At 42.9% G+C, this 20,333-nt stretch carries 24 protein-coding genes and 1 tRNA gene; 4 read left to right on the forward strand and 21 right to left on the reverse strand.

Annotation, left to right across the window (positions count from 1 at the left end):
• Positions 1–123: 123 nt before the first annotated feature.
• Positions 124–741, forward strand: coding sequence for a hypothetical protein (locus tag KCTCHS21_RS30570; RefSeq protein ID WP_130616251.1), 618 nt, complete (start codon positions 124–126; stop codon positions 739–741).
• Between the two features lie 63 nt (positions 742–804).
• Here KCTCHS21_RS30570 and rpsR read toward each other — a convergent pair whose 3' ends face one another.
• The 3 genes from rpsR to rpsF all read right to left on the reverse strand — a co-directional run bounded on the left by rpsR (position 805) and on the right by rpsF (position 2,030).
• Positions 805–1,152, reverse strand: coding sequence for a 30S ribosomal protein S18 (gene rpsR, locus KCTCHS21_RS30575; protein ID WP_130616252.1), 348 nt, complete (start codon positions 1,150–1,152; stop codon positions 805–807).
• A gap of 20 nt (positions 1,153–1,172) precedes the next feature.
• Complete coding sequence (gene ssb / locus KCTCHS21_RS30580; protein ID WP_130616253.1) at positions 1,173–1,676, reverse strand: single-stranded DNA-binding protein; 504 nt, start codon at positions 1,674–1,676, stop codon at positions 1,173–1,175.
• Between the two features lie 66 nt (positions 1,677–1,742).
• Positions 1,743–2,030 (reverse strand): 30S ribosomal protein S6, encoded by a 288-nt coding sequence (gene rpsF / locus KCTCHS21_RS30585; protein WP_130616254.1) that lies wholly within the window; start codon positions 2,028–2,030, stop codon positions 1,743–1,745.
• A 178-nt stretch (positions 2,031–2,208) separates the two neighbouring features.
• On the opposite strand from rpsF, the gene KCTCHS21_RS30590 reads away from it, so the two are divergent.
• Entirely contained in the window at positions 2,209–2,397 is a 189-nt protein-coding gene (locus KCTCHS21_RS30590) for a YjzC family protein (protein WP_130616255.1), read from the forward strand.
• 332 nt (positions 2,398–2,729) lie between these two features.
• Here KCTCHS21_RS30590 and KCTCHS21_RS30595 read toward each other — a convergent pair whose 3' ends face one another.
• Both KCTCHS21_RS30595 and KCTCHS21_RS30600 read right to left on the reverse strand, forming a co-directional pair.
• Complete coding sequence (locus KCTCHS21_RS30595; protein ID WP_130616256.1) at positions 2,730–3,443, reverse strand: N-acetylmuramoyl-L-alanine amidase family protein; 714 nt, start codon at positions 3,441–3,443, stop codon at positions 2,730–2,732.
• Between the two features lie 137 nt (positions 3,444–3,580).
• On the reverse strand, positions 3,581–4,984 hold the full coding sequence (locus tag KCTCHS21_RS30600; RefSeq protein ID WP_130616257.1) for a hypothetical protein: 1,404 nt from the start codon (positions 4,982–4,984) through the stop codon (positions 3,581–3,583).
• 428 nt (positions 4,985–5,412) lie between these two features.
• Between KCTCHS21_RS30600 and KCTCHS21_RS30605 the strand changes: the two genes are divergently transcribed.
• Positions 5,413–5,619 (forward strand): hypothetical protein, encoded by a 207-nt coding sequence (locus KCTCHS21_RS30605; protein ID WP_130616258.1) that lies wholly within the window; start codon positions 5,413–5,415, stop codon positions 5,617–5,619.
• A gap of 602 nt (positions 5,620–6,221) precedes the next feature.
• On the opposite strand, the gene KCTCHS21_RS30610 is transcribed toward KCTCHS21_RS30605, so the two are convergent.
• The 4 genes from KCTCHS21_RS30610 to KCTCHS21_RS30625 form a co-directional block, all read right to left on the reverse strand.
• Positions 6,222–6,312 (reverse strand) — tRNA-Ser (locus KCTCHS21_RS30610).
• A gap of 219 nt (positions 6,313–6,531) precedes the next feature.
• Entirely contained in the window at positions 6,532–6,750 is a 219-nt protein-coding gene (locus KCTCHS21_RS30615; RefSeq protein WP_130616259.1) for a DUF951 domain-containing protein, read from the reverse strand.
• A gap of 51 nt (positions 6,751–6,801) precedes the next feature.
• Positions 6,802–7,665: a mechanosensitive ion channel family protein gene (locus KCTCHS21_RS30620; protein WP_130616260.1), complete on the reverse strand. Its 864-nt coding sequence runs from the start codon at positions 7,663–7,665 to the stop codon at positions 6,802–6,804.
• A gap of 20 nt (positions 7,666–7,685) precedes the next feature.
• A complete protein-coding gene (locus KCTCHS21_RS30625) occupies positions 7,686–7,931 on the reverse strand; it encodes a putative Se/S carrier protein (protein ID WP_130616261.1) in 246 nt (81 codons plus the stop codon).
• Positions 7,932–8,040: 109 nt separating this feature from the next.
• Between KCTCHS21_RS30625 and yyaC the strand changes: the two genes are divergently transcribed.
• Positions 8,041–8,661, forward strand: coding sequence for a spore protease YyaC (gene yyaC, locus KCTCHS21_RS30630; protein WP_130616262.1), 621 nt, complete (start codon positions 8,041–8,043; stop codon positions 8,659–8,661).
• Here the strand turns inward: yyaC and KCTCHS21_RS30635 are convergent.
• The 12 genes from KCTCHS21_RS30635 to rpmH form a co-directional block, all read right to left on the reverse strand.
• Entirely contained in the window at positions 8,636–9,127 is a 492-nt protein-coding gene (locus KCTCHS21_RS30635; protein ID WP_130616263.1) for a DUF4446 family protein, read from the reverse strand. The genes yyaC and KCTCHS21_RS30635 overlap by 26 nt on opposite strands.
• Positions 9,128–9,163: 36 nt before the next feature.
• On the reverse strand, positions 9,164–10,336 hold the full coding sequence (locus KCTCHS21_RS30640) for an aminotransferase class V-fold PLP-dependent enzyme (protein WP_170211450.1): 1,173 nt from the start codon (positions 10,334–10,336) through the stop codon (positions 9,164–9,166).
• Between the two features lie 90 nt (positions 10,337–10,426).
• Complete coding sequence (locus tag KCTCHS21_RS30645; protein ID WP_130616264.1) at positions 10,427–11,278, reverse strand: ParB/RepB/Spo0J family partition protein; 852 nt, start codon at positions 11,276–11,278, stop codon at positions 10,427–10,429.
• Positions 11,259–12,032: a ParA family protein gene (locus tag KCTCHS21_RS30650; RefSeq protein WP_130616265.1), complete on the reverse strand. Its 774-nt coding sequence runs from the start codon at positions 12,030–12,032 to the stop codon at positions 11,259–11,261. The genes KCTCHS21_RS30645 and KCTCHS21_RS30650 overlap by 20 nt, the downstream gene beginning before the upstream one ends.
• A gap of 309 nt (positions 12,033–12,341) precedes the next feature.
• Positions 12,342–13,157, reverse strand: coding sequence for a nucleoid occlusion protein (noc, locus tag KCTCHS21_RS30655; protein WP_130616266.1), 816 nt, complete (start codon positions 13,155–13,157; stop codon positions 12,342–12,344).
• A gap of 352 nt (positions 13,158–13,509) precedes the next feature.
• Positions 13,510–14,265, reverse strand: a complete 756-nt coding sequence (gene rsmG, locus KCTCHS21_RS30660; RefSeq protein WP_130616825.1) for a 16S rRNA (guanine(527)-N(7))-methyltransferase RsmG — start codon at positions 14,263–14,265, stop codon at positions 13,510–13,512.
• Positions 14,265–16,166 (reverse strand): tRNA uridine-5-carboxymethylaminomethyl(34) synthesis enzyme MnmG, encoded by a 1,902-nt coding sequence (gene mnmG, locus KCTCHS21_RS30665; protein ID WP_130616267.1) that lies wholly within the window; start codon positions 16,164–16,166, stop codon positions 14,265–14,267. Before mnmG ends, rsmG begins: the two co-directional genes overlap by 1 nt.
• 29 nt (positions 16,167–16,195) lie before the next feature.
• On the reverse strand, positions 16,196–17,572 hold the full coding sequence (gene mnmE / locus KCTCHS21_RS30670) for a tRNA uridine-5-carboxymethylaminomethyl(34) synthesis GTPase MnmE (protein ID WP_130616268.1): 1,377 nt from the start codon (positions 17,570–17,572) through the stop codon (positions 16,196–16,198).
• A 151-nt stretch (positions 17,573–17,723) separates the two neighbouring features.
• Positions 17,724–18,341 (reverse strand): RNA-binding cell elongation regulator Jag/EloR, encoded by a 618-nt coding sequence (gene jag, locus KCTCHS21_RS30675; RefSeq protein WP_130616269.1) that lies wholly within the window; start codon positions 18,339–18,341, stop codon positions 17,724–17,726.
• Complete coding sequence (locus KCTCHS21_RS30680) at positions 18,338–19,216, reverse strand: YidC/Oxa1 family membrane protein insertase (RefSeq protein WP_130616270.1); 879 nt, start codon at positions 19,214–19,216, stop codon at positions 18,338–18,340. The genes jag and KCTCHS21_RS30680 overlap by 4 nt, the downstream gene beginning before the upstream one ends.
• 120 nt (positions 19,217–19,336) lie before the next feature.
• The gene (rnpA, locus tag KCTCHS21_RS30685; RefSeq protein ID WP_130616271.1) at positions 19,337–19,759 is read right to left on the reverse strand and encodes a ribonuclease P protein component; all 423 of its coding nucleotides are present in this window, start codon (positions 19,757–19,759) and stop codon (positions 19,337–19,339) included.
• Positions 19,760–19,824: 65 nt separating this feature from the next.
• Entirely contained in the window at positions 19,825–19,959 is a 135-nt protein-coding gene (rpmH, locus tag KCTCHS21_RS30690) for a 50S ribosomal protein L34 (protein ID WP_130616272.1), read from the reverse strand.
• Between the last annotated feature and the right edge of the window lie 374 nt (positions 19,960–20,333).

Raw genomic sequence — 20,333 nt, forward strand, 5'->3', positions numbered from 1 at the left:
TGATTAACAACAGTATTCCCCCATTGTTGTTGTTTGTCTCACATTGACCTATACTATTGTTCTACATTTAAGACTATAGATTGATATGATATTCATCTGCTATTAAGAAAGGAATAGATGCGAATGCCTCGATTAACCACCAATGATCCATCACAAAATAAATCGCTATCTATCTCCGACCCTCGTGAGAAAGTAAGTAAAAAGATGGTTCTGGATCTCGGTATGAGCTATTTAGAGAAAATGGGTTCAGGTCATATCTGCAAAGTTTGTATATCTTATGGCGGCTCCTGCTGCAGCGGCTGTGAACATCTTTCCAACGGGGTCGGCTGCACACTCCGCAATACAAGCTGTACAGCCTGGTTATGTGGATTTCTTAAATTTCTATTATATGAAACGGGACATCTGCAGGAATGGAACGATTACTGGGAACAGGTACCTGGACAGGATCACCGTATGGATTTCACTCCGGAAACTTTTTTCATTCATAAATCATTGCATGTGCAATCACTGGGAAACCTTAGTGAAGCCCTAGCAGCAGATTTGCAGGAGCTGGCTAGAACTCATAGTGCCATTGGCTTTATCTTTACTCTTCGTGAGAAAATAGATAGAAATATTGATCAATTTATATTTTACAAAGATGATCCTGTTAAGAAAAATAGGTTAAAAAGAAGCATCGTTAATCTTTCAAGCCCCTTCCACCGCTTCCATATTGCACTAAATGACTATCGAGCCATTAATTAATACAAAAGAGCCCCTCTAAATCTACAGTAAACTGTAGATAAGAAGGGCTCTATTACTTGTATCCTACTCAGTTGTGTAAGGAAGCAAAGCCATTTGGCGGGAGCGTTTGATAGCTACCGTCAACATACGTTGGTATTTTGCTTTTGTTCCAGTCACACGACGTGGCAAGATTTTACCGCGCTCGCTGATGAATTTACGAAGCAAGTCCAACTCTTTGTAATCCACGTGAGTAATTTTATTTACCGTGAAGTAGCAAACCTTTTTGCGTTTGTTACGTCCGCCACGGCGGAATTTACGAGGCTCGCGTTGCTCGCCACGGTCTCCACCGCGATCTCCGCCACCGCCGCTTGGGCGGCTGTGTGCTGGGCGCTCTTCACGTGCTTGAGGTTGAGAAGTTGTTGTTTCACTCATTTGTTATCCGTCCTTTCCAGTTAAAATGGCAAATCATCGTCCGATATATCTATCGGTCGCCCGTCATCGGCGAAGGGATCACTGTTATTGTTACTTCCGCTGTTGCGAGAGCCAGAGCTGCGGTTGCCGCCTCCGTACCCGCCTCCACTTGTGTTCGAGTTGCCACCTGCACCCTCGTCTCTTCCCTGACTGCCGCCCTCGCGGTTGGCTGACTCAAGGAATCGAACATTATCGGCAATGACTTCCGTTACATATACGCGTCGGCCTTCGTTGTTCTCGTAGTTACGCACTTGTAAGCGCCCTTCTACGGCGGCCAAACGGCCTTTACGAAGATAATTGGCACACGTCTCGGCTAACTGTCTCCAAGTTACAATCGGGATAAAATCCGCTTCGCGCTCTTCTTTACTACCAGAGAACTGACGGTCTACCGCTAAAGTAAACTGAGTAACAGCAACGCCAGCAGGCGTATAGCGCAATTCGGGATCCTTGGTTAAACGTCCTATGAGAATAACTCTATTTAACATCGCGGGTTCCCTCCACTAAACATGACATTAAGGCTTACGGCGGTTATCCGCCTGGTTCTGTGTGGCTTACGCGGTTTGTTCTCTGACGATAATATGACGAATAATTTCGTCAGTAATCTTCAGAACGCGTTCCAACTCCGTCACTACTGTCGACGGCGCCGAGAAATGAACCAACACATACGTCCCATCGCGGTGTTTGTTGATTTCGTAAGCTAAACGACGTTTACCCATAATGTCGTGCTTAACGATCTCTCCGCCGTTCACGATGATGCCCTGGAATTTTTCCACGACAGCTTGAACGGTTTCTTGTTCCACGTCCGGACGGATGATGTACATCAACTCGTAGTTGCGCATCTTCCGTTCACCTCCTTAAGGTCTTTGGCCCCCCACTTAGTATACCGATGAGCTTGTCTTCGGCTGGGAAGCAAGGAGCATGCCCTTTAATTGCATGCCTGAATACTTTATCACAATAGCCCGAATACTGCAAGGTAATTCGCGCTACACTAACGTCTAAGACAGGAGGTGAGAGGCAATGGGTGAGCAGACTCAATTCGAGCCAGGACAGCGGGCACCGAACGACGGGAAGTACATCGAGGTTGGAGAGGACTCTTTTCACATGAATATCACGAATCCGCAGCATGTTGAATTACGCAAAGGCCAACCTTTTCCCAACACCACTAATCACAATCGCAAGTGGAAAAAGATGAAGCAATTCCATTAGCACTCTACTTGTGATCTGCGACATGTATAATTCGGGGTCATTTAAGCCATTCTAAATCTCGGCGACGATTAAAGAGAGGTGTGGTTCCCTTGAATGACAAGGTGCAACAACCGCAGGAGCAAACGATCCATTCGGAGTAGGGTAACGGAGGGCTGTGCTAAAGACACACATCTATAACACGCAGTGTTAAAGAAATCCGGCAAACCGAAGAGCTGAGTAAAATCAGCAACGACTAGGCTACGATCTCAATGCAACTCATTACACGTCGCCCGAAGAACCCTGCGAAGGGTTCTTCGTTTATGTATTGGATGAGAGGCGACGAAGCAATTAAACTATTTAGATTTATAATAAGCATCTAAGCCTTTCTTGATTCCCGCTACGATTTTGTCCTGATATTCGGGCTTACTCATTAGTACGTCCTCTTCCTTGTTCGTCATGAAGCCCATCTCGATCAGGACGGAAGGAACTTTTAGCCAATTAAACCCTGTTAGATCCCCTCTTGGCTTAACTCCTTTGGATTTAGCTCCCGTTTGTTTAATGACCTGTTGGGCAACAATCTCAGCTACTTCCATACTCTTCTTAGAGATAGGCTTAGTGTACTTATTGTCTAGTGAGGGGTAGAAGAAGGTCATCCCAGTTACCTTTGCATTGTCGCTGCCATCCGCATGTAGCCTTACCATGACGTCTGCTTTCGCCTTATTGCAGAAAATAGCCCGTTCGCTATTCGATAAATTCACATCATGCGTCCGACGTACCATTTTCACCTCATAGTCATCTTTTAGTGCTTTTTCTAATTTCAGAGCCACCTCTAAGGTTAGCTTATACTCTGGTTTTTTAGTTTGGACTCCTGTGGTGCCGCCCATGACCTTAGCTTTCATCGTCTTGCTGCCTGGCGCGTTCGGCTCCAGCTTGAGGTTTGCTTTCGCCTGGTGTCCCGCTTCGATGCAAATGATGGGCTTGCTATCGGCCTTCTGACCATCCGGTTTAGCAGTTGCTTCTGTCACGAACGTATAAAGGTAAAGGCTACAGTAGCGATCAATAGACATAACACAGCACGAATGAGACTACTCTGGAGCTTTGTTTTCATTCTTATACACACTCCCTCATATCTTCAGGTCAATTACAATAAAAGCGGCTCTAAGGAGCCGCTCGCTATCTTCTAGTGAAATAATAAGAATTCCGTTTATTTCAGCTTCTTTATATATTGATCCAGTTCAGCTTTAGTTAATTTTTTTCCCTTTTGATACTTCACTAGATTCCAACCCTTTTTCCCATTAACGTTAGTTTCTCTAATTATAGCATGCCAGATTCCTTCTTTTTCAAGAACAACGCTATCCTTGATAGCTTTACTCCAGTTGTTCATCGGAAGATATTGAAAATCACCGAATGACTTCCATTTCTTAGAATCATATTCTTCCATATCCGTGTAATATCTGGTCAGCTCTACATAAAATAACCCTTTACCCAGAGCATACATTCCATCAATTTGAGGTGTGTCTTTACCGCCGCCACCCGCCTCCCATGAAGGGAAGTAGTAAACTCCATTGCTGAAATAATCCTTGTCTATCTGTTTAGGAACAACTCCGAATAGCTCCTTGAAATACTTATCAACTAAAGCTTTTTTGAAAGGATAGTAGTCCCAATTGTATGATTCTCCGCCTACATTTCGTTTTCTGACCACCGTCTTATTTCTCAGCTCCGCCAATGGTCCGATACCGTACTTTGTCGTGTTAGTTGAGGCGATATTGACTAACTCTTGATCTTTATAAGCTGTAAGATCAAACCGCTCTGTTTCAGGGAAATTTCCGAAGAACTTCATCAGTTCTTTTTTGTCATTTAGAGCTTTTTGAGGATATATATTCGTTCCTAAAGAAGGTGTTTTTATTTGCAGAAATTGATTTACTGTTGCCTCATAAGAAATACCTTTTTCTTTTGCGCTACTTAAATCACTCAACCTCAATACGTTTGCTTGAGTAGCTACTCCTGTTAATTGCGAGAAATACTGTTTACGATTCGAAGTGTACTGGGACTCTTTCACTGCTTTACCATTAAATCTATATTCGGTATTTTCATTTTGCCCATCTTTGGAAGTGTAACTATTGCTTATTTCTTTGATTGTTATTATCGTTCCATTTAATTGGATCAGAATATCACTAGAGCTCCAGCTAGCGATACCACCTCCGCTATCCGTCCCGATTACCTTAAATGCTCCTGTTTTCTTATCCTTATAAACTTTCAAGTTCTCTTTCAAAAATGCGCCGATCCCTATATCAAAGCCAATCGGACTTTCTCCTATAACTCCGCCTTTTTGTGTAACTTTAGCAGCTTTCCCTTTTTTGAACGTATAGGCTATGTCCACGCGATTAACTGTCCGATAACTTTCCCCGCCGAATAGCTCTGGCACTCCATCCCGATCAATATCGACCAAGACCACTGCACTATCAGATGTAAAATAATCCGTATTAACATACTTCAGTATGTAATTTTTGTACGCGCTTTTCCAATCTGATGTCTGATCGGCTGCATATGCAGGGCTTAAATTGAGTATTAAACAAAGAAATAGCACGATACTTACTGTTTTCTTCATGATGAATTACCACCTCATGTGATTTTTTAATATGACTCCAAAGCTATGCTCATCCTTCGCTCCAATTATTCAAAGCTTTATTGATTATATGGTAAAACCAATTCCAATAAAAGGAACATATTTTGTCATTATTTTACTGTGTAGGGACAAGCTCCTTTGCTAAGTCTGTTTTATATATTTTCAAAGCAAAAAAGCCCCCTACATAATCATGTAGAAGACTTCGTGATTTCGAGTTGCGCATTAGACCGCGGAAAATATTTAACGGGCAGCTAATACTATTAAGAAACGAGCAGGAAAGCGTAATTACCTCGCGAATACCTTAGGTTATTACAGATTTACGAAGTTCGAAAAAAAATACATTATCGGAAACTTCCAAGCTCAAGAGCGATAATAATCAAAGTCAGCAATTTTTCGAGGAGGTATATATTGTGATAAAAATCAAAGAGATCAGTTATGCTTTAGCAGTCTTTATTGTTCTATTAATTATTATTCAAGTATTTGTAATTGCGATTATTTCATCAATTATTTCAGATGTTTATTTACAAAGTCTTTTAACAATTTTGATATCAGTTGGTCTTTCATTTTATGTGACAAGAAGGATCATTAATAGAAATACTCGCAAGGAATTATATTGATTAAGACGTAAGACTACGGCATAAACGGCTGACGCCGGTCTTTCACGGCGTTCCACGATTATGTCGGAGATTATTTAGAAATGAATTGCGTGACATATGACTTACGAACTCAGTAACTCTTATTTGATCAAAATCTAATGGTTTTATATTTTAACGAACTCCAGACATCTTATATCCAGTAAAATAGCACCGTTCCTCCTATATTTCCCTCAATAGCGCCACTGGAGTTCGTAAAAACAAATAAGTAGTCCATTTATCGGTAATAAGCACGATACGATTCGTTAGCTAGGAGAAACATTTTCCTCATGCATGTGCGCCCCCGCAGGCGAGATCGTAATCGGTATCCGGAATGCAGTGGGGTGCGAGATGTCATAAGCGGGGTCGTAATCGGTTGTGAAATGTAGTGGTAGTAGCGGATGTAGTGGGATGCGGTAAATTATACTGATTTTATACAAAAAACCTCCTACGCAGTATTTAACGTAGGAGGTCGGTAGTCAGCTAGGCGCTAACGAATCAGCTGCCGCACCAACGTATGTAATTCGGTATGCTTACGCTTCACATAGCGTACTGAAGACGCTACTGCAGCGGGTTATAACAAGTAGTGGCGGAGAGAGTGGGAGTCGAACCCACGCACGCCTCGCGACGCCTAGTTGATTTCGAGTCAACCCCCTTGGACCACTTGGGTACCTCTCCGCAGCAAGAAAAATAATACCACATTTAGGACGCCAACGCAACTAGATAGTTACGCTGGGCTAGAACTGTAGTAAACCCCGCTGCTTAGTATTCGAATCGCCCCCATACCTAGCAGAAGAACATATATTTCATCTTTGTATAGGCTCACTAAAAATACGCACAAAAAAACCCTCCACATTGTGCTGTAGAAGGTTTAATTAGCTATGGAATCATATTCAGTTATTCGCTTGTATCCGAGCTTCCTTCACCCAGCGATCTTATTACCTTCTTTAAGCTCTTCTCGAACTTCGCGCGAGGCAATAAAATGCTGTGCTTGCATTTCACACATTTAATTCGGATATCCATTCCCATTCGGATAACTTCCATCTCATTAGCCCCGCAGGGATGCTGCTTCTTCATAAGCACGATATCCCCAAGCTCAAACACTTTCCGTTCCATCCGATCCCATCCCCCATTCGTACATGCATCATTTGACTGGTTTAGCCTGCTTTATGAGGTTGCTTCTGCTTTTTTTAATTCAAAAGCCTTCTTAATTTCGGTATTAATCAATCGAGTAACATCGCCAGTGGTATTCGGTTTACATCTCGCAGTTATCCGAATCGTCATTTGATTAAGCGCTAGTGTCTGTATTCCCAATACTTCTGGAGTTCCGGTTATATTGGAGTCATTAATTCGAGTTAATACATTCCGTATACTAAGCATTAACTCCTCTATGGAGTTGTCATAAGATATTGTAATATCAATGACCGCAAGGAGAGGGTTTACAGAAAAGTTGGTGATTTCATTGATGGAACCGTTAGGGATGATGTGAATCTCACCCGTCCAGTTTCTGATTCTTGTGGCCCGTAAGCCGATCATCTCGACAGTCCCTTTGAATGAACCCGTTTGGACAACATCTCCTACTGCGAATTGATCCTCTAAAATAATGAAGAAACCCGTTATCACATCTTTAACCAAGCTCTGAGCACCAAAACCAATAGCAAGCCCAATCACGCCCGCACCAGCCAGAAGAGGGGCAATCTCAATGTGAAACTCTCCTAGAACCAATAATATAGCTACAAAGTTAATAATATAGGACGCTGCGTTTTTTAACAGCTTGCCCATCGTCTGAACGCGTCTTGTTCGGAGCTTTAATCGTTTTGATTTTTTCTCGTTTGTGACGTGATTAATAAATTTATTTATGGCAATTAAAGCAATACGACTAATGACAATAATGAGAATGACACGCAGAAGTACCATTGAAGCAGAAGTCCACATCTCTGTATCTTGAATGATATCCCAAATGTGATCCATGAATCTCTCCCAAAGGTTCCCTTTGGGTACTACTTGTTCTACCGCAGCAATGGCACTCATGTATCTATATCTCCTTTAATTCAAGAAATCTGCTCATAACCATCCGGGGTTTTCTCGAATAATCCTCTAATTTCAACATGCTCTGAAAGGATGATTTGCTTTACTTGAATTATTTCTTCACTTGGGAACGCTATTGATAGTGCGCAGCCTGCAGTAATTTCCTTGGGTGTCGGACATATATCAATCTCGATATCCGCATATTCAAGTAGCATCTCTGCGCGTAAAGCCTGCTGCGTAGAATCAAATGCGATCAATAGAGTGTCCATAGCATAAACCTCCAGCCTATAAAACATAACCTTTCTAGTCGTCCAAGTATAAATGAGCCTCTATCTCCATATACTAGTAACATACTAGGGTAGGAGGCGAATCGGACGAATGAACGGCGCGTGGGAGAAACGTCCGGGCTCCGCACCAGAATCAGCGGCGCTCTCTTTAAAGATTCCTTTTAACGAACCAACTGTTTTATCTCGACTATCCCAAAAGCTTGAGTATTTTTTAGAAGCTTTGCCACAGGACCGTCGTATTGTCATCGTCTGTGTTGGCACCGATCGTTCTACAGGGGATTCTCTAGGACCACTCGTCGGAACTGCTTTGTCTCGTGAGTACAGCTCCTTATTCGATTTGTATGGAACCTTGGATGAACCCGTACACGCTATGAACCTGGGTGACACCTTACTCAAAATTATGAGGACCTCACGGCAGCCCTTCGTTATCGCTGTAGATGCCTGTCTAGGACAAGTTTCAAGCGTCGGGTGCATACAGGTCGGCTCTGGTCCCGTAAGGCCTGGAGCAGGCGTTAACAAGGAGCTACCGCCTGTTGGAGATATCCATATGACCGGCATCGTGAATGTTGGTGGTTTCATGGAATATTTTGTCCTTCAGAACACACGCTTAAACCTTGTCGTCAAGATGTCTGAGATTATAGCCCAAAGTCTACTTAACGCCGTACATAGTACACGTAATAACACGATTATCCCTTTTGCGATGCCTGATTGATAGCGATTTTCTCTTCAGGTGTAAGCATGTATGCGGACTGCCCTTTATCGATTGGTTTCGCGTAGAGGAACGTTTGTTCCCTGCCGTGAATACCAGTAATGACAACTCCATCTTGATCTTCATTGATAAATGCGATTGAGAAGCTTAGATCACTTCCTGAATCAGAGAAGGCATTAAACCGATGGACGCTGATTCGTCCCTTTAAGGACGATAGGCGTTTTTCGTGCTGTTCGATGATTTGGCCTAGATCGTTATGTTTATGATCCAATTCTGACAGGCGTTCGTGAAGAACACTCATAACCTCGGTCATGTTCGTAACACCTGTATCCCCTATCATCTTGTTGTGATCTACTTTTATTTTACGCAATCTACTTGATACTGAAGCTATCCATATTAGCAAAATGATAAGAAGAATACCTTCGCCCACAGCAATACCCATTGCAATCTGATCATTCCAACCGTTCATTAATCCTGTCTCCCCCAATATCTCATGCCACTACTTTTAATTGATGGTTCTGAGCGTTCGACTAATTTCTTTAACCGCTTCGATCATAGATACGATTTCCGATTTTTCGGTAAAATATCCGGGACTTGCACGTACAGCCCCAGTCTCATAGGAGCCCGCAGTTTCATGTCCCAACGGCGTACAGTGAAAGCCTGCTCTAACCGCTATTCCGAATTGTTGATCTAACAGGAAAGCCATCTCCGATGGATCAACCCCTTCCAATAAGAAGGATACGATAGCGGTCCTCTCAATACCAACGTCCGGTCCAAGGATGTGGACGCCTTGAATATGTTTAAGACCCTCCATTAGTTCAAAGGTCAATTGTTGTTCTTTAGCGTGGATGGCTTCCGTTGTTTCCTTCAAAACATAATTTACACCTTCAGTTAGTCCAGCTATACCGACCGTATTCGGCGTTCCTGCCTCATATCTATCTGGTCGAACAGTGGGTTGCTCTGGTGCTTCTGATTTACTTCCTGTTCCACCTTGCATGAGTGGTTCTAGCTCTAGGCTCGGATGTATATAAAGTCCACCAGTCCCTTGAGGGCCTAATAACCCTTTATGCCCCGGAAAGGCTAACAGATCGATCCCCATAGCCTCAACATCAATGGACAACGCCCCCGCACTTTGCGCTGAATCGACTAGAAATCTTACATTCCTCCGGCGAGCTATTTCACCAATGTCTGCAATAGGCGTGATCGTTCCAAGAAGATTGGAGCTATGTGTAACAGCTATAAGCTTAGTCCTTGACGTTATCGCTTTTTCAATAAGATGTATATCCAGCTCACCTTGCGAATTTGTCGTTAGATAGGAAACCTCAATCCCTAGCTTTCGCTTCAACGCTTCAAGTGGCCGTCTAATGGAATTGTGCTCTAATGTTGACGTAATAACGTGATCACCCGGTTTTAGCAGTCCTTGGATCGCAAGATTCAATGCATGTGTTGCATTCAATGTAAATGCTATGTCATTAGGGTTTTTAATCCTGAACAGCCTCGCCAATCGCTTACGGGCTTCAAAAAGCACCCTGCTAGCTTTGACAGCCATAGCATGACTGCCACGCCCTGGATTCGCCGCACTCTCCCTCATACTATGCTCCATGGCTTCCCATACAGCAGGTGGCTTCGGCCAGCTCGTAGCTGCATTATCTAAGTAAATTATCGGTTTATTATCCACTCTCTTCACCCGCCTTGACGCAACGATAGCATACCTTAGTTTAATCCTTCCATAGGAAGATTACAACTTGGGTATGCTACCTATATGTCTTTATTCGATGGCCTTAAGAAGTTCTAATAGTCTTTCCAAATCGCTCTTTCCGAAATAGGAAAGCTCTATTTTACCTTTATCCTTATTGGCCTTTATTCGAACTGTCGTTTGGAACTTCTCACGCAGGTTTTCTTCAATTTCTTCAAGGAATGGATCGCGTTTCGTGCTCTTAGCTTTTGTTTTCACTGCAGCAACCTTTGTTTCCGTTTGCTGAACAGCTTCTTCTAGCTCACGTACGCTCCACTCACCCGCAATCGTTTGTTGAGCCAGCTCACGTTTTACTGATTCTTCTTTTACTCCCGCCAAAGCACGAGCATGTCCCATGGACAATGTTCCACGTGAAACATAATCCTTAATTTCTTCCGGAAGCGAAAGCAGCCGGAGAAAGTTCGCTATGTGCGAGCGAGACTTCCCAACCTTCAAGGAGAGCTCTTCTTGCGTAAGCTTGAACTGATTCATTATGCCTTGATAAGCAATAGCGATTTCGATGGAATTCAAGTCTTCCCGCTGCACGTTTTCTATAAGAGCTATTTCCATAACCTGCTGATCATTATAGGCTCTTACTACTGCTGGGATAGTCGCATTACCAAGCAATTGGGAAGCACGAAATCTTCTTTCCCCCGCTATAATCTCGAATCCTCTTAAAGCCTGTCGAACGACAATCGGTTGAATTACACCGTGCTCACGGATTGATTCCGCAAGTTCCTTAATCGCCTCTTCTTCGAACGTTTTACGAGGCTGATAGGGGTTAGCACGAAGCTGTGCTAAAGGTATTTCTACAATCTTATCATCCTCTTTAATCGAAAGAGAGGTAATTAGGGCATCCAAGCCTTTACCTAGCCGCTTGCTCATACGAGATCACTTCCTTCGCCAGCTCAAGATACACTTCTGCACCTTTGGACTTCGGATCATAAGTAATAATAGACTGCCCATGTGAAGGTGCTTCACTTAATCTAACATTACGCGGGATAACCGTTTGATATACTTTTTGCTGAAAATACTTCTTAACCTCTTCAATAACCTGGATACCCAGATTAGTTCTAGCATCAAACATCGTTAACAGTACGCCTTCAATTTGCAACGTCGTATTCAGGTGCTTCTGCACAAGTCTAATGGAGTTAAGAAGCTGGCTCAATCCCTCCAACGCATAATATTCACACTGTATTGGAATCAGGACAGAGTCTGCTGCTGTTAAAGAGTTAATTGTTAAAATACCTAAGGAAGGCGGGCAATCAATGAGTACATAATCAAACTCGTTACGAACTAATGCCAATGCCTTCTTAAGCCGGATTTCACGAGACATTGTTGGGACTAATTCTATTTCGGCCCCAGCCAGCTGTATCGTTGCCGGTATAATTTTAAGATTTGGTATTTCCGTATCGGATACCGCCTGCTTTGGATGTACCTCATTAATCAACACATCATAGATACAATAGTTTACGTCTGCTTTGTTAATTCCAATACCGCTAGTCGTATTCCCCTGTGGATCTATATCAACAATGAGCACTTTCTTGCCAAGTGAAGCTAGGCAGGCACCTAGATTTACCGATGTCGTTGTTTTACCAACACCACCCTTTTGATTGGCAATCGCTATAATCTTCGACAACTCATTTCACCTCAATGTTTATCACTTAAGTAAACCGCTCCCCCACTCCCAGGAAAGCTAACTACGTTTATATCTTGCGGTTCAGGAATAAATAAGTATGAAGCTTAATCAATCTGAGGAACTAAGCATAAACGGTTGACGCCGTTCTTTCACGGCATTCAACGTTTATGCCGGAGACATATCAGAAAAGCATCTAAAATTCTATACTCTCTAATATTAAAGAAACAAAAAGCGGTCCCCTGCCAACCGCTCACCGTACTACCGCTCTGTGGCAAGCGTTATATGTCGACATGGGCATCCGCCGTTTTTCTAACGTTTAGGAATTCTAATAATAATTTCGATGTGATCTTCACAATCCTTCTCACTTGCATCAATCGGTATTCCTGATCCATTAACCATATCTACCGACTGTCGGATTGTGTTTAACGCTAGTCGAACATCCTTCGAGAACGAGAAACGCTTAGTCTTCTTAGGCTTGGACGCTTCCAAGTAGAAGGCAATTCTCGTTTCCGTTTGTTTCACATTGAGATCCTTCTCGATAATTTCACCTAATAGCTTGTTTTGCATTTCCTCATTAGGTAAAGAGAGAAGCGCTCTTCCGTGACGTTCTGTAATTTTTCTCTCCAGCAATGCATTCCTTACCGTTTCACCAAGTTGCAGCAATCGGATTTTATTCGCAATTGTTGATTGGCTTTTACCCAACCTCTGCGCTAAGCTCTCTTGGGTTAACTGATGTAAATCAATTAACTTCTGATAAGCAATAGCTTCTTCAAGTGCGGTCAAGTTTTCGCGTTGCAGGTTTTCAATCAACGCCACTGAGGCTGCCTGTGAGTCATTAATTTCTCTCACTATAGCGGGTATGTGCTCCATGCCCAGCTTAGTAACAGCACGCCAGCGACGTTCCCCAGCAATAATTTCATACTTCCCATTACGAACCCTGACAACAATAGGCTGTATGACTCCGTGGGTTTTGATCGTTTGACAGAGATCATCAATACGGGCATCGTCAAATACAGATCTCGGTTGATAAGGGCTAGGAACTATGTCTTGGACTGGGATTTGTTTAACTTCTTCTTGATTGCTACGGTCAGTTAAACCGAGCAGTCGTGAGAATGGCTCTTTCATTTCTCTCGGATCACCACATTAAGTAGGATAGGGCGAATAGGATTTATGTCCATAGCGACGAAAAAGCGCCGCCAATTTACGCCAGTGGGCGCACACGCGGCACGTTAATCTGTTACTCTCTTATATTCGCCATTCCAGCCCTAATCTCCTGCTCTTAAAAAAACTTTTACACTTAAGGATACCACGTTTAAAGCCCTCTAGTAAACCAAGCATAAACAGCAATTTCTGACTTTGAGACAGCGACCGGGATATGGATGTAGTAAGACATATACATTCTGAACAACTAAAAATGTTCCACGTGAAACATTGCTCTGGGTCAGAGTTGAATGTTTCACGTGGAACATTGTGGTTGTTACTTATCGGTGCTTCTTGCAGTCTTTTCAGGCTTTACTAAAGGTGATTTAAGTGGTATTCCTGATTTACGTGGATATGCAGAAGGAGTAGGTCCCTTCTTCAAACATACAACTAAATGTCTATCTGCACCGTCTGTTGGAAGCGATAGATGCTTTACATCTTGGATTTTGCCATTGAGCTTCGATACACTATAACGACTTTCGTCCAATTCAGTTGAAATGTCTGTGCCTTTCATCGCGATGAATATGCCGCCCGGGCGCACATATGGGATACAAAATTCGTTAAGAACGGCTAGCCGAGCAACCGCTCGAGCAGTTACAACATCATAATTGTCCCGATGCTCCCTCTTTCGCGCAGCATCTTCTGCACGACTGTGCAAGCATAACACCTTAGTTAACCCCAGCTTTGTCTTTACCTCTTCAAGAAATTTAATTCTTTTTGCCAGCGCATCAATTATTGTAATTTGAAGATGAGGATAGATAATAGCTAGGGGGACGGAGGGGAAGCCAGCTCCCGATCCGATGTCCGCCAATGAGTTTTGCTTGTCGAACTGTACAACTCTAGCGATAGTTAATGAATCGTAGAAATGCTTTTCATAAACAGCATCCCTTTCCGTTATTCCGGTTAGATTCATTTTTTCGTTCCATTCCACTAGTAAGGAATAATAGGTTTCAAACTGCTCCAGCTTCGTTTCGGTTAATTGAATACCTAATCTCTCGACGTTCTGCGAAAACTGCTGTTGTATAGTATCCATCATGAACTGTGTGCCGCCGCAGTAACACGGTTGTAATGCTCGAGATGAACAAGCAGAATCGATAGGTCAGCAGGAGTAACACCAGATATCCGAGAAGCTTGCCCGATAGAAAGAGGTCTAACCTTGCTTAGCTTCTGCTTAGCTTCAACGGCAAGTCCGTAAATAATGTCGTAATCGATGTTTTCCGGAATGCGCTTTTTCTCCATTCTTTCCATGCGATCGACTTGTATTTGTTGTTTCTCGATATAACCTGTGTATTTAACCTGAATTTCGACCTGTTCCTTCATGTCATTAGATAGTTCAACTGGAGAAGGCGATAATGCTTCTAAATGTGCGTAAGTCAGTTCGGGACGACGAAGTAACGTAACTCCATCCACCGAATTATTCAAAGCTGTTGATCCAGCTTCTGCTAGCATAGCTTGAACAGCTGCATCCGGCCTGAATTTCGTTTCTTTAAGTCGATTGATTTCCGCTTCAACACGATCTCGTTTCTCAACAAATCGCTTATGACGATCTTCTTTAATAAGTCCAATCTCATAACCAATTGGAGTCAACCGTAGATCAGCGTTATCATGTCTTAACAGCAAACGGTATTCTGCCCTCGAAGTAAGCAATCTATAGGGCTCATTCGTTCCTTTGGTAACCAAGTCATCAATCATGACTCCAATGTATCCTCTGGAGCGTTCAATAACGACAGGACTCTCGCCTTTAACTTTACGTGCGGCATTAATTCCAGCCATCACGCCCTGCCCTGCTGCTTCCTCATAACCGGAGGTTCCATTGATCTGACCAGCAGTAAACAAATTGTTGACTAGCTTAGTTTCCAAAGTAGGCCACAGCTGTGTTGGAATAACAGCATCGTATTCTATTGCGTAGCCTGGACGCATCATCTCAACCTTTTCGAGGCCGGGAATAGAACGAAGGATATCAATTTGTACCTCTTCTGGCATACTCGTAGAAAGACCCTGTACATAATATTCCTTAGTGTTTCTTCCTTCTGGCTCAAGAAAAATTTGATGCTTTGGTTTATCCGCAAAACGAACAATTTTATCTTCAATGGACGGGCAATAGCGAGGCCCTGTTCCTTCAATTAATCCTGAAAACATAGGAGCACGATATAAGTTGTCATTAATAATTTGATGTGTAGTCTCAGAAGTATACGTTAACCAGCAAGGGATTTGATCTTCGGAATGCGCCATATACTCCGTCTCATAAGAGAAGTACTTAGGTTTGTTGTCTCCAGGTTGAATTTCAGTTTTGCTAAAATCAATGGAGTCCTCATGCACACGTGGCGGTGTTCCGGTTTTGAAACGCGCTAATTCAAATCCGTTACGCTTCAAAGATTCCGACAGCTTTATCGCTGGCTGTTGATTATTCGGTCCGCTCTCATACATCAATTCACCAAGAATAACTTTACCACGCAAATAAGTACCCGTAGTTAATACGACAGTTTTCGCGCTGTATTCTGCACCTGTTTTAGTAACAACGCCAACACAGGCTCCATCCTCAATGATTAAATCCTCAACTAAACCTTGACGTAACGTCAGCTTATCTTGAAGCTCAATCGTTTCCTTCATTTTGTGCTGATACATAAACTTATCTGCCTGAGCTCTTAGTGCATGAACTGCAGGACCTTTAGCTGTATTTAGCATTCTCATCTGGATAAAGGTTTTATCAATATTCCGACCCATTTCTCCACCTAAGGCGTCAATCTCCCTCACGACGTGGCCCTTTGCAGGTCCACCAACAGATGGATTACAAGGCATGAATGCTACCATATCAAGGTTTATCGTTAACAATAACGTTTCACAGCCCATTCGAGCAGCCGCTAAAGCAGCTTCACAGCCTGCATGACCGGCGCCGATTACAATAACATCATAATCACCTGCATGATAGGACATGGCTATCCCTCCTTCATTTCTTACGATTTTTACTTTCCTAAACAGAATTGCGAGAATATCTGATCCAATAGCGAATCACCAGCTGCATCACCTAATATTTGACCCAATGATTCCCATGAGGCGGCAATGTCAATTTGTATTAAATCTATAGGAACACTTTCATATGTCGAACGAATAGCATCCTCTAAGGACTGCTTAGTCTGATGCAGCAAAGTAATATGACGTGCATTGCTTACATACGTTATATCACCTGATTCAACAGCACCACTGAAAAATAACCCCGATACCGCCTTTTCCAGTAACTCAATGCCGCTGCCTTCCTTAGCAGACAAATAAACAATTCGATCTTCTGAGTAGTCCTGTAACACTTCCTCAATTTCCAGCTTTCCTGGCAAATCAATTTTATTCACCACAACAATCGTGGATCTATCCTTCAGCTGCTTAAGCAGCTTCCGTTCGTCTTCGTGTAACCGTTCGTGATGGTTTAATACAAGAAGGCTTAAATCCGCCTCATTTAAAGCCCCATGAGACCTCTCAACCCCAATTTGCTCCACCTTATCACTTGTTTCTCGAATGCCTGCAGTATCAAGGAGTCTTAGCGGTATACCTGAAAGCGATACACTCTCCTCCACAATATCACGAGTCGTTCCGGGAATATCGGTAACAATAGCTTTGTTCTCCCGAGCAAGAGCATTTAACAAAGAGGATTTTCCGGCATTAGGACGACCTACTATTACAGTCACAATACCTTCTCTCAGTATTTTGCCTTCATTCGATTTAATTAATAGCTCATTCACCTTATCGAGTACAGAGCTGCAGTTTTCTCTTATAAAGCCAGAGGTTACATCCTCTACATCATGCTCAGGATAATCAATATTAACCTCAACATGAGCAAGAAGTTCAATAAGCTGCTGACGCATCGGAAAAATCTGTTTGGACAAAGCGCCTTCTGCCTGCCTACGAGCAACCTGGAATGCTCGATCAGACTTTGATCTAATTAAATCGATTACGGCCTCCGCTTGAGCGAGGTCAATACGTCCATTAAGGAAGGCACGCTTCGTGAATTCACCTGGTTCAGCTAACCTAGCCCCATGACGGACAATTAATTCCAACACCGACTTAACGGCCACAATTCCCCCATGTGTACTGATCTCTACCACATCTTCAGCCGTAAAGGATCGAGGGCCCTTCATAACAGTTACTAACACTTCATCTAATACATTATCATTAAGCGGGTCTACAATCCATCCATACTGTACTGTATGCGACGGAACCTCGCGCAAATTTTGTTTAGATTTAAACACCTTGGCAGCCGTTTCGACCGCTTCTGGTCCACTAATACGAACGACAGCAATACTGCCTTCCCCAAGTGCTGTTGCTATCGCAACAATCGTATCTTCAATCACACTTATCCCTCTTTTCAATTAACCGGACAATTGAAAGCTCCATCTCAACACTATGCAAACGTAAAAGGCTGACGCCGTCCTTACAGATATGTTCAACAAAAAACGCAATGACCCCCCAGCGTTGCGGAAGCCATTGCGTGGTCACATTCATTTACTTCGGTGCAATTACGATACGCCGGTTAGGTTCGTCCCCTTGACTAAAGGTTTTGACATTCGGGTTCGATTGTAGCCGTGCATGAATGATCTTTCTTTCCTGTGAAGTCATCGGTTCTAACATTATTTCTTTGCGTGTGCGAATGGCACGCTGAGCCATACGTTCGGAGAGTACCTCCAACGTCTGACGTCTGCGCTCACGAAATTGCTCGGCATCAAGTACGATGCGAAGATGATGATTCGAGTGGCGATTAGCCACAATGTTAACTAGGTATTGCAGAGAATCCAATGTCTGTCCACGTCGACCGATTAGAATGCCCAAGTCGGAGCCTGTAATGTTAATCCGCACTGCATCATTCTCATCCACCCGTTCAACAGAAACGGTAAGCTCCATCGCTGCCGAAACTTCACTTAGGAAGCTAATAGCTTCTTCCACTCCATCAGGCAGCAATTCCAACTCTACTTTTGCATCTCTGACTCCTATGAGCCCGAACAGTCCTTTACTGGCTTGTTCCAATACCTTAATATTCACTCGGTCTTCTTTAACACCCCATTGGGCGAGACCGCTACGAATTGCATCTTCTACCGTTTTTCCCGATGCCAGGAGCCTTTTCATTTGCCACGGGCCTCCTTACCTTTGCCGCTTTTTTTTGATTTTTGATTTTGCTTTGGAGCAACAGCATCATCAACAACAGCAGGCTTAGGGGAACGCGAATACATGAAATAATTTTGAATAATCGTGTAGATGTTACTGTATATCCAGTAAAGCGGCAATGCGACTGGGAAGTTAATCGCCATAACGAAGATCATTACCGGGAAGATATACATAAGGCCCTTCATCGGTCCAACCATCGTTTGCTGCTTAGACATCATTACAGATTGAATAAGAGTCGTAATAGCAGCAGCTAGTGGAATCAGATAGTAATACCAATGCCCCGAATTGTTAGGCGATAGTCCTAATTCAAATCCAATGAACGTATGCTCTCTAATTTCGATATTTTTGTTAATCGAAGTATATAACGCAATGAATATTGGCATTTGAACGATTAGCGGCAAACATCCGGCCAATGGATTTACCTGGTTCGTCTGATACAGCTTCATCATTTCTTCTTGCTGTTTCTTCGGATCGTCCTTGTACTTCTCACGAACCTTCTTCATTTCCGGTTGAAGAGCTTGCATGGCTTTCGTATTTTTATATTGTTTGATCATTAATGGAAGGATTATTGTCCTTACAATAATGGTAAGCAATAAAATAGATAAACCATATTCTCCGCCAAACCACTCAGCAAACTTGTCCAACATGAGTGAGAACCAATAAACGACATTGCGAGTCCACCAAGAACCGCTTCCACTCATTTGATCCGTCGTTATTGCCTCAGTGGCTGCCGTACAGCCTGTTAAAAACATCAGCAGCGTTAAACCACTGATAACAATCCACCATTTGCGATTTCGCAACAAAACTAAAAACTCCCCTCTTAGAGAAACCGGCATGCCGTAATGTTAAATCCGTGCCAACATCCATACTACCTGCTCATAAGTACAATTACTCAAATTAACTATACCATAATAAGAAAGGCAAAGAAAAGCTAGGGCTGGTCAAGATTGCCAAGCTTATTTGCCTTTCTTTCCACTACGGTTATTTGAATGATTCCCTCTTTGATAAGCAGGAGTACCATTGACCGAATTAGGATTTGATCCTTTAAGTAAACCTGCCTTACGCAGAACATGCAGGATACTCCCCTCCATCTCTTTATATGGAAGAGATAGCGCTGGCTTGCGAACAATAAGGATCAAATCTGTATCCTCTAACAGCTTAACCGCATTTAATCTTATTATTTCCTTCACCATACGTCTTAATCTATTACGAACAACTGCCCCGCCCAGCTTGCTGCTGGCTGATACCCCCATACGGAAGGTTCCACGCTGCGAGCGTTTGCGCCAATAAACAACGAATTGTGAGTTAGCGAAAGAACGTCCGTATCGGTAGACGACGTTAAAGTCTTCCCTTTTTCGAAGGCGCAGCTTCCTATGCATGACACACCGCTCCATCTTTCAGGAATATTAAAGAAAAAAAGACCACGTCGAGTGGTCTCTCATTACTATGCTGTCAAAACTTTGCGACCTTTGTGACGACGAGCCGACAGAACTCTACGACCGTTCTTCGTGCTCATACGGCTACGGAAACCGTGAACCTTCTTACGTTTGCTTACATTCGGCTTAAATGTAGGACCCATGATTCCAACCCCCTTACTTAAAAACTCACGTCCATTTATTAAACCACGATACCACCAAAAAGTCAATGTAGAGCACATTAGCCATCATTTTACTTATACACATGTGCATAAGCTGTAAAGTTGTTAACTGTGCATAATGAACTTTGTCGAACCTCCGCACATATTATCAACAATATGTAGTGCTGTGCACAGTTTTCATCCACAAGTTATTGAAATTGTGGATAACAAGGCGAAATTCGTTGAATTTAGAGGGTTTGTCTGCTATGATAAGTCAAGACTTTACCCGTGGATTTCTTCGTTTTGTGCTAATCTTATCAACAGCCTGTGCATAACATTGTGAACAAACCCCCTAACACTGGACATCCCAACAAATA

The organism is Cohnella abietis, assembly GCF_004295585.1.
Taxonomy (GTDB): domain Bacteria; phylum Bacillota; class Bacilli; order Paenibacillales; family Paenibacillaceae; genus Cohnella; species Cohnella abietis.